Genomic DNA, 14375 nt, shown 5'->3' on the forward strand with positions numbered 1-14375 from the left:
GGCGGCCATTCTACCTGTTTTGGACGCTATGAACCTACTCAAATCGCTGGCCGCGGTCAGCTCGATGACCATGATCTCGCGGGTGCTTGGCTTCGTGCGCGATACCATCGTCGCCCGCATGTTCGGCGCCGGTATGGCCACCGACGCCTTCTTCGTCGCCTTCAAGCTGCCCAACCTGCTGCGCCGAATCTTTGCCGAGGGAGCGTTCTCCCAAGCGTTCGTGCCGATCCTGGCCGAGTACAAGACCCAGCAGGGCGAGGAGGCGACGCGCACTTTCATCGCGTATGTTTCCGGCCTGCTGACTCTGATCCTGGCGGTCGTCACGGCGCTCGGCATCCTTGCTGCGCCCTGGGTGATCTGGGTGACGGCGCCCGGTTTCGTCGACTCGCCGGAGAAGTTCGAGCTCACCAGTTCCCTGCTGCGGGTGACCTTCCCTTATATCCTGCTGATCTCGCTGGCGTCCCTGGCGGGGGCGATCCTCAATACCTGGAACCGCTTCTCGGTGCCGGCCTTCGTGCCGACCCTGCTGAACGTCAGCATGATCCTGTTCGCGCTGTTCCTGACGCCGTACTTCGATCCGCCGATCATGGCGCTGGGCTGGGCGGTACTGGCGGGCGGCCTGGCGCAACTGCTCTATCAGCTCCCGCACCTGAAGAAGATCGGCATGCTGGTGCTGCCGCGCATCAATCTGCGCGATTCCGGCGTGTGGCGAGTGATGAAGCAGATGGGACCGGCGATCCTCGGTGTCTCGGTCAGCCAGATCTCGCTGATCATCAATACCATCTTCGCTTCCTTCCTGGTCGCCGGCTCGGTGTCGTGGATGTACTACGCGGACCGCCTGATGGAGCTGCCGTCCGGCGTGCTCGGCGTGGCGCTGGGCACCATCCTGCTGCCGTCGCTGGCCAAGACCTATGCCAGCGATGACCGCCACGAGTATTCGCGGCTGATGGACTGGGGGCTGCGTCTGTGCTTCCTGCTGGTACTGCCGTGTTCCCTGGCCCTGGCGGTGATCGCCGAGCCGCTGACCGTCGCGCTGTTCCAGTATGGCAAGTTCAGCGCCCATGACGCCCTGATGACCCAGCGCGCGCTGATCGCGTACGCCGTCGGCCTGCTCGGCATCATCCTGGTGAAGGTGCTGGCGCCGGGCTTCTATGCGCGGCAGAACATCAAGACGCCGGTGAAGATCGCGCTGTTCACCCTGGTTTCCACCCAACTGATGAACCTGGTGTTCATCGGCCCGCTCAAGCATGCGGGTCTTGCCCTGGCCATCAGTCTGGCGGCCTGTCTGAACGCTGGCCTGTTGTTCTGGCAACTGCGCAAGCAACAGCTGTTCGACCCGCAGCCAGGCTGGGGCAGGTTCATCGCCAAATTAGTCGCATCTGTACTGGTGATGTGCGCCGTGTTGATCGGCATGATGTACTTCATGCCGGCCTGGGATCAGGGCGGGATGCCGATTCGCCTGGTGCGCCTGGGCGTGCTGGTGGTGGCCGGCGTAGTCGCCTATTTCGGTATGCTGGCGATTCTCGGCTTCCGCCTGCGGGACTTCTCCCGGCGCGCGGTGCTGTAACCTTCGCGCGGCAAAGCATTGCATCCGTTTGCGGCGACGGCATTTTGCCTGTCGCGCCGCGGCGGGTGCGGGTATAATCGACCACTTTCTGAGCAATACGCGCGCTATGCAGCTGCTTCGAGGCCTTCACAACCTGCGGCCCCTGTCCGGGGGCTGTGTCGCCACCATCGGTAACTTCGACGGCGTCCATCTCGGCCACCAGGCGATCCTGGGGCGTCTGCGCGAGCGTTCGCTGGAGCTGGGCGTGCCCAGCTGCGTGGTGATCTTCGAGCCGCAGCCGCGCGAGTATTTCGCGCCCGATGCCGCGCCGGTGCGCCTGAGCCGCCTGCGCGAGAAGCTCGAACTGCTGCGCCAGTACGGCGTCGATTTCGTCCTTTGCCTGGCGTTCAACCGCCGTCTGCGCGAGCTGTCGGCCGCTGAGTTTGTCCGCCAGGTGCTGGTGGAGGGGCTGCGGGTCCGCCATCTGGAAGTGGGTGACGATTTCCGCTTCGGCTGCGACCGCTCCGGTGACTTCGCCTTCCTGGTCAACGCCAGTGCGGAGCAGGGCTTTACCGTCGAAGCCGCGACCACGGTGGAAGTCGACGGCATGCGCGTCAGCAGCTCGCGTATCCGCAAGGACCTCGCCGACGGTGACCTGCACATGGTCGAGCGCCTGCTGGGTCGCCCGTATCGCCTGAGCGGCCGCGTGCTGCACGGGCAGAAGCTGGGTCGCACGTTGGGTTCGCCCACCGCGAACATCCAGCTCAAGCGCCGCAAGGCGCCGCTCAACGGCGTTTACCTGGTCAGCACCATGGTGGCTGGTCAGCGTCAGAACGGGGTTGCCAACATCGGCACCCGGCCGTCAGTGAATGGCGATGGCCGGCCCCACCTGGAAGTGCATCTGCTGGATTTCGCCGGCGATCTGTACGGCCAGCACCTGGATATCACGTTCCACCAGAAGCTGCGTGATGAGCAGCGTTTCGCCTCGCTCGAGGCACTCAAGGCGGCCATCCTCGCCGACATCGCCGCCGCCCGAGCCTACTGGCTGGGCCAACCGCTTGATTGAAGATCCTGAACAGGCCCTGAGATGACCGATTACAAAGCCACTCTGAACCTTCCCGAAACCGACTTCCCGATGAAAGCCGGCCTGCCGCAGCGCGAGCCGCAAACCCTCAAGCTCTGGAACGACATTGGCCTGTACCAGAAGCTGCGGAAGATTGGCGAAGGTCGCCCGAAATTCATCCTGCACGATGGCCCGCCCTACGCCAACGGCAGCATCCACATCGGTCACGCGGTCAACAAGATCCTCAAGGACATCATCGTCCGCTCCAAGACCCTGGCTGGCTACGACGCCCCCTACGTGCCGGGCTGGGACTGCCACGGCCTGCCGATCGAGCACAAGGTCGAGACCACCCATGGCAAGAACCTGCCGGCGGACAAGACCCGCGAGCTGTGCCGCGAATACGCTGCCGAGCAGATCGAAGGGCAGAAGGCCGACTTCATCCGCCTGGGCGTGCTGGGTGACTGGGACAATCCCTACAAGACCATGAACTTCTCCAACGAGGCCGGCGAAATCCGCGCCCTCGCCGAGATGGTCAAGCAGGGCTTCGTGTTCAAGGGCCTGAAGCCGGTGAACTGGTGCTTCGACTGCGGCTCGGCCCTGGCTGAAGCCGAGGTTGAATACGCCGACAAGAAGTCCGACGCCATCGACGTCGCCTTCCCGGTGGAAGACGCCGACAAGCTGGCCGCCGCCTTCGGCCTGGCCAGCCTGCCGAAGCCCGCCGCCATCGTCATCTGGACCACCACCCCCTGGACCATCCCGGCCAACCAGGCACTGAACGTCCACCCCGAATTCACCTACGCGCTGGTCGATACCGGCGAGCGCCTGTTGGTGCTGGCCGAGGAACTGGTCGAGTCCTGCCTGCAACGCTACGGCCTGGAAGGCAAGGTCATCGCTACCGCACAAGGCGAAGCGCTGGATCTGATCCGCTTCCGTCATCCGTTCTACGAGCGCCTGTCGCCGGTCTACCTGGCCGAGTATGTCGAACTGGGCGCCGGCACCGGCGTGGTTCACTCCGCCCCGGCCTACGGTGAGGACGACTTCCGTACCTGCAAGCAGTACGGCATGAGCAACGACGACATCCTCAGCCCGGTGCAGAGCAACGGCGTGTACGTGGCCGACCTGCCGTTCTTCGGCGGCCAGTTCATCTGGAAGGCCAACCCGGCCATCGTCACCAAGCTCGAGGAAGTCGGCGCGCTGCTCAAGCACGCGGCCATCAACCACAGCTACATGCACTGCTGGCGCCACAAGACCCCGCTGATCTACCGCGCAACTGCGCAGTGGTTCGTCGGCATGGACAAGCAGCCGCAGACCGGCGCCACCCTGCGCGAGCGCGCGCTGGAAGCCATCACTGAAACCGAATTCGTGCCCAACTGGGGCCAGGCGCGCCTGCACGGCATGATCGCTGGCCGTCCGGACTGGTGCATCTCGCGTCAACGCAACTGGGGCGTACCGATCCCGTTCTTCCTGCACAAGGCCACCGGTGAGCTGCACCCGCGCACCGTCGAGCTGATGGAAAAAGTCGCCCTGCGCGTCGAGAAAGAAGGCATCGAAGCCTGGTTCAAGCTCGACGCCGCCGAACTGCTGGGCGATGAAGCCGCGCAGTACGACAAGATCAATGACACCCTGGACGTCTGGTTCGACTCCGGCACCACGCACTGGCACGTGCTGCGCGGCTCCCACGCCGAGCTGGGCCACGCCAGCGGCCCGGCCGCCGACCTCTATCTGGAAGGCTCCGACCAGCACCGCGGCTGGTTCCATTCCTCGCTGCTGACTGGCTGCGCCATCGACGGCCACGCGCCGTACCGCCAGCTGCTGACCCACGGTTTCACCGTGGACGAGTCCGGCCGCAAGATGTCCAAGTCCCTGGGCAACACCGTGGTGCCGCAGACCGTGATCGATAGCATGGGCGCCGACATCCTGCGCCTGTGGGTCGCGTCCACCGACTACTCCGGTGAGATCGCCGTTTCCCAGCAGATCCTCCAGCGCAGCGCCGACGCCTATCGTCGTATCCGCAATACCACGCGCTTCCTGCTGTCCAACCTGTCCGGCTTCGACCCGGCCAAGGACCTGCTGCCCAACGACCAGTTGCTGGCCCTGGACCGCTGGGCCATCGACCGCGCCCTGCAGCTGCAGCGCGAGCTGGAAGAGGCCTATCGCGACTACCGCTTCTGGAACGTCTACTCCAAGGTGCACAACTTCTGCGTGCAGGAGCTGGGCGGCTTCTACCTGGACATCATCAAGGACCGCCAGTACACCACCCAGGCGAACAGCGTTGCCCGCCGTTCCTGCCAGACCGCGCTGTTCCACATCGCCGAGGCTCTGGTGCGCTGGATCGCGCCGATCATGGCCTTCACCGCCGAGGAAATCTGGAGCTTCATGCCGGGCGAGCGCGCCGAGTCGGTGATGCTGACCACCTGGTACGACGGCCTCTCCGAGCTGCCGGCCGACGCCGAGCTGGATCGTGCCTACTGGGACGAGGTCATGGCTGCCAAGGCCGCCGTGAACAAGGAGCTGGAGAACCTGCGCAGCGCCAAGACCATCGGTGGCAACCTGCAGGCCGAGATCACCCTCTACGCCGAAGACTCCCTGGCCAAGCGCCTGGAGAAGCTGGGCAATGAGCTGCGCTTTGTGCTGATCACTTCCGCCGCCACCGTCGCGCCGCTGTCCGCAGCGCCGGCCGACGCGGTGGCGAGCGAACTGCCAGGCCTGAAGCTGCAGGTCGTGAAGTCCTCCCACGCCAAGTGCGGCCGTTGCTGGCACTTCCGCGCGGACGTCGGCAGCAATGCCGCGCATCCGGAGCTGTGTGGCCGCTGCGTCGAGAACATCGAAGGCGCGGGCGAGGTGCGTCACTATGCCTAACGCCGATCGTTTCGGCCGTCTGCCCTGGCTGTGGATCACCGTGGTCGTGTTCGTTCTGGATCAGGTCAGCAAGGCCTTTTTCCAGGCCGAGCTGAACATGTACCAACAGATCGTGGTGATCCCCGACCTGTTCAGCTGGACCCTGGCCTACAACACCGGCGCCGCATTCAGCTTCCTGGCGGACAGCTCGGGCTGGCAGCGCTGGTTGTTCGCCCTGATCGCCATTGTGGTCAGCGGTGTGCTGGTGGTCTGGCTCAAGCGCCTCAAGCGTGGCGAGACCTGGCTGGCCATCGCCCTGGCCCTGGTGCTGGGTGGCGCGCTGGGCAACCTGTACGATCGCATGGTCCTGGGACACGTGGTGGACTTCATCCTCGTGCACTGGCAGAACCGCTGGTATTTCCCTGCGTTCAACCTGGCCGATAGCGCCATCACCGTCGGCGCCATCATGCTGGCGCTGGACATGTTCAAATCGAAGAAATCCGGAGAGACCGCCCATGGCTGATTCTTCTGACACCATTCAGCGTATTGGCGGTGATTCTCAGGTCACCCTGCATTTCGCTCTGAAACTGGATGACGGCAATGTCGTCGACAGCACCTTCGACAAGCAGCCGGCCACCTTCAAGGTCGGTGACGGCAACCTGCTGCCGGGCTTCGAGCAGGCGCTGTTCGGCCTCAAGGCCGGTGATAAGCGCACCCTGACCATCGAGCCGGAGCAGGGCTTCGGCCAGCCGAACCCGGCCAACGTTCAGGTGATGCCGCGTGACCAGTTCCAGGGCATGGAGCTGGCCGAAGGTCTGCTGGTGATCTTCAACGATGCCGCCAAGACCGAGCTGCCGGGCATCGTCAAGGAGTTCGACGAGCAGCACGTCACCATCGATTTCAACCATCCGCTGGCCGGCAAAACGCTGGCCTTCGAAGTCGATATCATTGACGTGAAATCAGCCTGACCGAGCGGCCGGTCCGGATTCAACGGGCCGTTTCGCACCAGGCGAAGTATTCCTACCGGCCCCTTGTGGGCCGGCTTGCGTAGCACCCGAGGCCACCATGCAAATCAAACTCGCCAATCCCCGCGGCTTCTGCGCCGGCGTCGACCGGGCGATCGAGATCGTCAACCGCGCCCTCGACGTCTTCGGCCCGCCGATCTATGTGCGCCATGAAGTGGTGCACAACAAGTTCGTGGTGGAGAACCTGCGCAACCGTGGCGCCGTGTTCGTCGAAGAACTCGACCAGGTACCGGACGACACCATCGTCATTTTCAGCGCCCACGGCGTCTCCCAGGCGGTGCGCAAGGAAGCCGAGAATCGCGGCCTGAAAGTCTTCGACGCCACCTGTCCGCTGGTGACCAAGGTGCACATGGAGGTCGTGCGCTACAGCCGCGACGGCCACGAGTGCATCCTGATTGGCCACGAGGGGCATCCGGAGGTGGAAGGCACCATGGGCCAGTACGATGACTCCAACGGCGGCGCCATCTACCTGGTGGAAGACGAGGCGGATGTTGCCGCGCTGGAAGTACGCAATTCCGAGGCGCTGCACTTTGTCACCCAGACCACCCTGTCGATGGATGACACCTCCAAGGTGATCGACGCCCTGCGCGGCAAATTCCCGCACATCCAGGGGCCGCGCAAGAACGACATCTGCTACGCCACTCAGAACCGCCAGGATGCCGTTAAGGAACTGGCCGACCAGTGTGATCTGGTGCTGGTGGTCGGCAGCCCGAACAGCTCCAACTCCAACCGCCTGCGCGAGCTGGCCGAGCGCATGGGTACCCCCGGCTACCTGATCGACGGCGCCGAAGACATGAAGAAGGAGTGGTTCGATGGCGTGCAGCGCGTCGGTATCACTGCTGGTGCGTCCGCGCCGGAAGTGCTGGTGCGCGGGGTGATCCAGCAACTGCGCGATTGGGGCGCCGAGCCCGAAGTGGAGCTGGATGGGCGGGAGGAGAACATCACCTTCTCCATGCCGAAGGAATTGCGGGTGAAGGCGATCTGAGCCGAGCCTGGAAAAGAAAAAGCCCGATCGATTGATCGGGCTTTTTTATGCGCCGGTTATTTCCAGCAGTCCGCGACGCTGGCGCCCGATACGCTGACGCCTTTGACCCCGGCACCATTGAGCGTGAGATTACCGCAGGTCGTGTCGGCGACCTGCGGTCCTGCCCGAGTGGCGGTCAGGATATAGCCGCTGTTATCCGTTCCGACGCTCAGGGTGTACTTACCGGTATCTGACTTGACCGCTGTTGCGCTGCCGGTGCCCGTCGTATTGCGCATGCCGAGCTTGCCCATGTCGGTGGCACTGACGACATAGGCATAGTTCTGTGCGTAGTAGCGCTCCTGCCTGGCCGCTGCGTCGTTGAGCATGGCCTGAGCCTCACTGCGATTGGCGCGCAGTACGTAGTTGGAGTAGCTGGGGTAGGCGATGGCCGCCAGGACGCCGATCACCGCGACTACGATCATCAGTTCCATCAGCGTGAAGCCGGCCGATTTGGTCGAAGAGGTTCTCATCGTGCTTCCTCGGGAATGACTCGCCAGGACTGGCGCCCGGTAGAGGTAGGACCGGAGCTGTACATCATGCCGCTGCCCAGGCCCGGAGAGGTATAGATTTCGCCGTTGTTGGTGGTGAAGCCGCCAGCGCCGGGTTTCTTGTATCCCGACACGACGTTATTGCTACTACCGTAGGTGTCGCTGTCGTTGATGGTCTTGTCGTTGTTCAAGTCGAATACGCTGTACTTGGTGCGACCGCCGGTATAGGGATCAAGGCCATAGATCCAGGAGTCAACGCCTTCCTTGCAGGGGTCGGCATTGGGCGTCAGGGTGTTGGCCAGGAGCGTGGTACCGCGCGTTGCCATCGGGTTGATCATCATCTCGCCGCTCAAGGTGCTGGAGCCGTCGATCTTCAGATCCAGTACCCAGCCCCATTTATTCACGCTCGAGTCCGCTGTATCGGTGGCGCCGGTCGCGTACCACTGGATCGAGTTCTGACTGACGGTACGGATACCTTCCACGTTGGTGTTGCCGCTGAACGGATTGCTCGCCGCTTCCTCGGTGATCGTCTGGGTGACGAGATTGCTCCGAGCCAATGCCGGGTTGGGGGCCGAGGTGCTCTGGGCGCGGGTCTTGCGGTCCCAGATGCCGTAGATGCTCTGTGCGCGGGTCGAGTCGACGTTGCCGTCGGTGGTTTCGAAGTATTTGCCCGTTCCGAAGATCACCAGGTAACCCAGGGTGGTCGGGTGGCGTACCAGCGAAGGCGCCGCCATGATCGTCTGTGCGGTGGCGCCGGTAGTGCGGCTGTCCTTGGCCGTATAGATCGGCTTGCCGCCATAGGAAACAGCAAAGTCGTTGGCGTTGCTCGCAGAATCGGTGATGCCGCCGGTGCCGCGCTTGAAGGGATCCGTCCCGGTGCCGTCGCGTGCGCTGGCGGGGAACAGGTCGAAGCGCCAGAGGTTGCCCTGCAGGTCGCCGGCATAGGCGTAATCGGCCACGCCGTCACTGTTGTTGTCTGCCAGTTTCACACTGGACATGCCATTCGCCTTGGTGTTGTCCCCGGTAACGACGAGCTCCTTGATCATGTCGCCGGTCTGTACGTCGAGGATCATCAGCGAGGCCTTGTCGGCGTCGGTACCACTCTGGTTGCCGTAGCCGTTGCCGGTGACAACCGCCCATTTGCCATTGTGGAGGCGAGCGATGGATGGGGTAGGGAAGGTGTATCCCATGTTGGCGTAGGTGGTGCTGGTATCGAAACTCTTCTCCCAGAGCAGGGTGATGGCATCGGGGTTGGTGATGTCCAGCGCAAACATCGAGCGGCCGCCGGCGCGCAGCGTGCCGACCAGTACGGTGTGCCAGGCGTCGCCGTAATAAACGTCGGAGACCACCGGGGTGCCATCGACGTAGAACTGGTGGGCGCCGCCCTTGTACTTCTTCGCCGGTAGTTTGTAGAGGTTCTCGATCACTGCCGACGGCACATAGGCAAATACTTCTGCTCCGGTGCGAGTGTCGAAACCATGGAGCATGCCGTCGTTACCGCCCACATAGACCATTGGCCGGCGAGCCGGGTTGGCACCATCTGCGCTGTTTGCCGTGCGGAATGCTGCATATTTGCTGGTTCCATCCGTGGTTGCGCCATCGATGGCGTCTGCCAGGTAGGCCAGGTATTTCGGCGTCCCCACCAGCACCGGCGACGAGTTGATGATGTCGCCGACGACGCTGCCGCGCTCGCGGAATTGCCCCGTGGCGCTACCTTCGTTGCTCTGGTCGCCACGAATGTAGGCGACGCGTTGCGAGCCTTTGGTATCGGCGGTGGAGTTGGTGGTGTCGTAGTCGCGGTTGAGCAAGGTCTGCTGGGCGGTGCTGAGGTTGGCCCAGGTGAAGTCCTTCAGCTTGCTGGTGCCGGTGCTGCTGAACATCTTGATCGTGCGTCCGGAGGCCTGCACGCCGTTGAGCGTGGTGGCCAGGTCCCAGGACTGCGTGCGTGCGCCATTACTGTCGATGGTGTACTTGATCAGGTTGCCGGACCAATCCTCGCTGTTGAACTGGGTCTCGTAGACCTCGCGAGTGATGGTGTCCTCCACGACCGAGGCGGTGACGCCCGGGGCGCTTGCCGACGCGGTACGGTTACTGATGCGGTTGATGATGGTGCGGAACGCCTCGACGATCTTGTCCGGGCTGTCGGCGCTGAAGAATTCGCCGCGGGAGTTGATCGCCGTGTGCCACAGGTCGTAGACGTTGTTGGCGCTGTCGGAGCTGGCCGCCGGCCACGCGGTGCCGTTTTTTAATGCGGTATAGCCCGCGCCGCCGTAGGTGTCGCCGTTCCAGGGGATGCCGGGCTTGTCGAGCGCGCTCGTCAGGCCCAGGCCGATGGTGTAGTTGACCAGGTGCTGCCAGGTGGCCGGATCGTTGCGCGGGTCCCAGTACTCGGCAGTGGCGTCGCTGGTGTTAGGCGCCACCAGCAAGGGTTTCACGTCGTTGTCCAGGTTGGTATTGGCGTCGGTGGCCCAGTAGTGGAAGGCCAGGTCCGCCAGGGTGTTCTGGGTGGCATCGTTGAACGGTGCCTGCTTGCTGTAGGTCTTGCTGTCGGGCAGCGTCGTATTGCTCTGGTCGGGCTTGAGGGTCGCACTGGTCGTGCCGTTATCGCCGTTCCACATGCCGTCGGTCATCATGATCTGATAGCTGGGGCGGCAGGCATAGCTCGGGCTCTGCACGGTTGTGCCCCTGCCGCCGCTCGAGGTGAACGGGTTGGGATCGTAAGCCCAGGCATCGTTGCTCTTGAGGAACTCACCGGCACGGCTCATCGCAAGGCGCAGCGAGGTGCCGTTGACGAAGGGCACGCCGCTCAGCCAGGTGAAGAAGTTACCGCGATGCTGGTCGGAGAATTTGCGGAAATAGTTGGTGCCGCAACTGCTGGAGTTCAGCGTCGTACAGTCGTTCAGCGTCTGCCAGGTCAGACGGATGCTGGTGGGCAGGCTGTTGAAGGCAAGGTTCGCGGCGCTCAGCGTGGCCAGCGCGCGTGTCCGGTAGAACGAGTACCAGATGGCGAAGTTCTGCCGCTCATCGGTATTGCCGACGCCGGAGGTCGCCGACACGGTGACCAGTCGATAGCAGTTGTCATCGGTGGTGGTCGAGGTACACCCGGTCAGCGTGGTGTCGTACAGGTAGTAGTAGGCCGGCACTCTGGACTGGGTCTTGTCGGCACTGGTGACCGTCGTTGTGGTGGTCGTTGTGGTGGTCGCGTTGGTGATCAGCGTGTAGCGGCTGTTTCCGCTGTTCTTCTTGCAACTGACAAAGGCATAGGTCGTCGTGGTGCTGGTGTCGACCTTGGTGACGCTACCGTCGCTTCCCGTTGTGGAGTTCGAGTCGGTAGAGCTATCCGGGGAGACTACGTTGCCTGAGGGGCAACTGCGCAAGGTCGTGCTGTTTACATAGTTGTTGGTGACCTGCGGATTACCGGTCGTGGTGTTCTGGCTGAGGACCCTCGGGCCGAAGTCGGCATCGGGGTTCTGTACGTACTGGCGCCACCCGTATACCGCGTCGGTAGAGGTAAAGCTGGCGCCCGGCGCACTCGCAGGATCGGAGTTGCGTGTGACCCAGTAAGAGCTGCTCAGGTCCGTGGTGCCCGTGCTGGTCTTGAACCCGTTGGAATAGGCCGCGGTGAACGAGGTGCTGTAGCCCGGGTTGGCACGTGAACCGTCGCTGTTGACCTTCGTGGGAATCAGGTAGGTGACCGAAGGGTTGTAGTACATCGGGTTGAACACGGCCGCCTTGAAGCGCCGATAGGCGCCGTTGTCGCCCATGCTGTCCGGGGCGAAGGCGTAACGCATACTGCCCGAGTCATCCAGGGTGAGGATCAGGTTCGGGGCAACCGATTCGGAGAGGATCAGCGGCGACTGCGCGACGCTCAGCAGCGTGGCCTGTGCCTGTTGGGTTGCGCTGAAAAGCATCGAGCACAGCAGCAGGCTGAGCGATGCCTTGTGGGAGAAGGTCCTGGGTTTCATCAACGGTCACCGTTGTCGAAGAGTTTGGCGGTGGTCGAACGCAGGTAGGTAGCGTTGCTGGTCGCGGTGGTCGAAGCCTTGGCGTTGACCTCGTAACGGAAGGTGCCCGTCTGGTTCATCATGTTGCCGTACTCGGGGTTTTCCGCCTCGCCGGACTCCGCGCCACCTGGAGCGGGGAGGGCGTACCAAAGGATGGGCATCCTGCTGTCCGCCTGGGTGCCATCCTTGGGGTAATAGGCTCGTGAAAGGCCCGTTGTATCGAACAGCAACGAATAGGTAGCGGTGTTGTTTCGCAGCTTGAGCAGGCAGGCGTCAGGCACGGTACCCGCCGCAGCGGTCGCGCAGGTCGCGGTGGGCTCCAGGGGACGCAGGCGATTGATCATCGAGTACTCGCCGTCCCGCAGGCCCGCCTCGGCGCCGTTGGCCAGGCGTTGCTGCTCGACGAAGTTGGCCGTGATACGCGATTCCAACGCGACCTCGCGGGTGCTGGAGAGCGCCAGAAGGGTCACGAGCAGCAGGATGATCAGCGCGATGAACAGGGATGCACCGGTCTGCTTTTGCCGCGAGCCGAAAGAGTTGCTGAGGGGCTTGGCGGTCATCATGGCGTCAGGTTCCTGAGGGTGACGGTGTTCTGGCTGAACTGATAGAGCTGGTTCTTGTCGGCGTTCTTGAGGGCCGTGACTTCGGCAGCCGTGGCGCCGCTGTAGTCTTTCCAGTTCTGCAATGCGTTATCGGCAGTGCTGGCGTCGCGCACATAGTTGGAGGTGCTGCGGGTCAGGGTGATGAAGCGCACGGCGAGGACCGGTTGTGTCGAGGTGGGGCTGGCCACGTATTGGGTCACGTTGCGTGGGCTGGCGGCACTGCCTACGCCGAAGACGAAGCGCAGGTCGGCGAGCCCGCTCATCATGATCGAGTCCTGGGTGGTGGTGCCTGTCTGACGGGTGCACACCAGGTTGTTGTTCGCGCTGTCGAACCAGATACGCTCGACGAAATTCTCCGTCGACTTGGTGTAAGGCGACGTGAAGTTGGCGGCTGTCGCCACGGCGTTGCCCTGGCAATCACGGTCGTTGCTGTCGCGCGGCTGGTAGCGAATGCATACCGAGCTGGCACTGATACGCATCACCGTCTGGCCGGCAGAGAAGTTGCAGCCTGAAAGGTTCTCCGCCTTGAACGCAGCGTCCACCGGCTCGTCGGGACGGCGGCGGTAACCAGCCTTCGCCAGTTCCTGCTGCAGGAAAATCAGCGAGTAACGCGAACCCTCCTGGTTCTCCGACTGGCTTTGCTGAAAGGTGTAGCTGCGTTTGTTGTCGATGTAGATTTGAGTTACCCCGATGATGAGGAAACTGCTGATGGCCAAGGCGACCATCAGTTCGATCATCGACAGGCCGCGCTGTTGGTATCGGTTGTTCATCACGAGTCCCTAGATTTCAGTGCGCAGGCGGTAGTAACAGGTCGTGGCTGTGCTGTTGTCCATGCACTCGCCTGCCTTCACCGTCCACGCCAGCTGGATTTCCACGGCGGAGCCGTTACCGCAGCTGTTGGCGTTCAACGAGCGGCAAACGTAGAAGTCACTGGTCAACAACGAGCTGGCGCCCGGCAGCAGTTTTCCGGCTTTCTGCCCCCAGCAGGCCAGTTGTTCCGCCGGCACGTTGGTGGTGCTGCCGCAGCCGGCAGTTGGCGCGTCGGGGAAGGCGCTGTTGGCTGCCTTGTAGAAGCCCGAGCTGGCAGGCAAACCCGTGGGATTGGCGCGAATCATTTCGACGAGGTCGTTGGCCAGCGCCGCCGCGGTATTGCGCTGCACCGAATCCTGGGTGTAGCTCACGGTGCGCCCTTGAAGAGCAACCATGCCAAGTACGCCGATGCAGACCAGCACCAGTGTGATGAGTACTTCGATCATGCTGAAGCCGCGAGTGTTCTTCATCGTGGTTCTCATGAAGGGGTGCAGGAACTCAGGGTGGAGCTACCGTCCTTGCCCTGGGCGTTGATTCGAACGAAACCGCTGGCCTGCACGCTCAGCTTGTAGCCGGTGGAGGCGGAGCTGTTCACGCAGGCGATGAGGTCTGCCGCGCTGCTGGCGGTGCCGTTGGAGCGGAAGGTCAGGCTGGCCACCGATGCCGAGACCGTTACGCCGGTCGGCGGGGTGAAGGATCGCAGTACGGTGGCGGAGGCGTCGGTGCAGCTTTTGCGGACCGACCAGACGCCACTGCTGGCGCAGAGATTCATGCTCTGGTTGTTCTGCACCGCGGTGCTGCGAGCGTACTGAATCAAGCTCGCCAGTTCGTTGCTGGCAGATTGGAGACGGGAGTTGGTGATGGCGGTGCTGAAGCTGGGTAATGCGACGCTGACAAAAATTGCCACGACAAACACTACGACCATCAGCTCGATAACAGTAAACCCCGCCGATGCCTTGGGGCGCGACATAGGCG

At 63.0% G+C, this 14375-nt stretch carries 12 protein-coding genes; 6 read left to right on the forward strand and 6 right to left on the reverse strand.

All coding sequences use genetic code 11. The features are described 5' to 3' along the window. Window positions 1-28: 28 nt before the first annotated feature. The 6 genes from murJ to ispH all read left to right on the forward strand — a co-directional run bounded on the left by murJ (window position 29) and on the right by ispH (window position 7457). The gene (murJ, locus tag JVX91_RS10095; protein ID WP_205339097.1) at window positions 29-1567 is read left to right on the forward strand and encodes a murein biosynthesis integral membrane protein MurJ; all 1539 of its coding nucleotides are present in this window, start codon (window positions 29-31) and stop codon (window positions 1565-1567) included. A gap of 106 nt (window positions 1568-1673) precedes the next feature. Then, window positions 1674-2612, forward strand: a complete 939-nt coding sequence (gene ribF, locus JVX91_RS10100) for a bifunctional riboflavin kinase/FAD synthetase (RefSeq protein WP_205339098.1) — start codon at window positions 1674-1676, stop codon at window positions 2610-2612. A gap of 21 nt (window positions 2613-2633) precedes the next feature. Then, complete coding sequence (ileS, locus tag JVX91_RS10105) at window positions 2634-5468, forward strand: isoleucine--tRNA ligase (protein ID WP_205339099.1); 2835 nt, start codon at window positions 2634-2636, stop codon at window positions 5466-5468. Continuing rightward, on the forward strand, window positions 5461-5970 hold the full coding sequence (lspA, locus tag JVX91_RS10110; RefSeq protein WP_205339100.1) for a signal peptidase II: 510 nt from the start codon (window positions 5461-5463) through the stop codon (window positions 5968-5970). The genes ileS and lspA overlap by 8 nt, the downstream gene beginning before the upstream one ends. Next, window positions 5963-6415, forward strand: a complete 453-nt coding sequence (fkpB, locus tag JVX91_RS10115) for an FKBP-type peptidyl-prolyl cis-trans isomerase (protein WP_205339101.1) — start codon at window positions 5963-5965, stop codon at window positions 6413-6415. The genes lspA and fkpB overlap by 8 nt, the downstream gene beginning before the upstream one ends. Before the next feature lie 97 nt (window positions 6416-6512). Next, window positions 6513-7457 (forward strand): 4-hydroxy-3-methylbut-2-enyl diphosphate reductase, encoded by a 945-nt coding sequence (gene ispH / locus JVX91_RS10120; protein ID WP_205339102.1) that lies wholly within the window; start codon window positions 6513-6515, stop codon window positions 7455-7457. Window positions 7458-7513: 56 nt separating this feature from the next. Here ispH and JVX91_RS10125 read toward each other — a convergent pair whose 3' ends face one another. The 6 genes from JVX91_RS10125 to JVX91_RS10150 are packed head-to-tail and all read right to left on the reverse strand — an operon-like array spanning window position 7514 to window position 14370. Beyond that, complete coding sequence (locus tag JVX91_RS10125; protein WP_205339103.1) at window positions 7514-7966, reverse strand: type IV pilin protein; 453 nt, start codon at window positions 7964-7966, stop codon at window positions 7514-7516. Further along, the gene (locus tag JVX91_RS10130) at window positions 7963-11949 is read right to left on the reverse strand and encodes a PilC/PilY family type IV pilus protein (RefSeq protein WP_205339104.1); all 3987 of its coding nucleotides are present in this window, start codon (window positions 11947-11949) and stop codon (window positions 7963-7965) included. Before JVX91_RS10130 ends, JVX91_RS10125 begins: the two co-directional genes overlap by 4 nt. After that, complete coding sequence (locus tag JVX91_RS10135; protein WP_240201721.1) at window positions 11949-12551, reverse strand: PilX N-terminal domain-containing pilus assembly protein; 603 nt, start codon at window positions 12549-12551, stop codon at window positions 11949-11951. Before JVX91_RS10135 ends, JVX91_RS10130 begins: the two co-directional genes overlap by 1 nt. After that, a complete protein-coding gene (locus JVX91_RS10140) occupies window positions 12548-13360 on the reverse strand; it encodes a PilW family protein (protein ID WP_205339105.1) in 813 nt (270 codons plus the stop codon). The genes JVX91_RS10135 and JVX91_RS10140 overlap by 4 nt, the downstream gene beginning before the upstream one ends. 9 nt (window positions 13361-13369) lie before the next feature. Further along, on the reverse strand, window positions 13370-13870 hold the full coding sequence (gene pilV, locus JVX91_RS10145; RefSeq protein WP_205339106.1) for a type IV pilus modification protein PilV: 501 nt from the start codon (window positions 13868-13870) through the stop codon (window positions 13370-13372). A gap of 8 nt (window positions 13871-13878) precedes the next feature. Continuing rightward, a complete protein-coding gene (locus JVX91_RS10150; RefSeq protein WP_205339976.1) occupies window positions 13879-14370 on the reverse strand; it encodes a GspH/FimT family protein in 492 nt (163 codons plus the stop codon). Window positions 14371-14375 lie beyond the last annotated feature (5 nt).

It is taken from the genome of Pseudomonas sp. PDNC002 (assembly GCF_016919445.1).
Taxonomy (GTDB): Bacteria; Pseudomonadota; Gammaproteobacteria; order Pseudomonadales; family Pseudomonadaceae; genus Pseudomonas.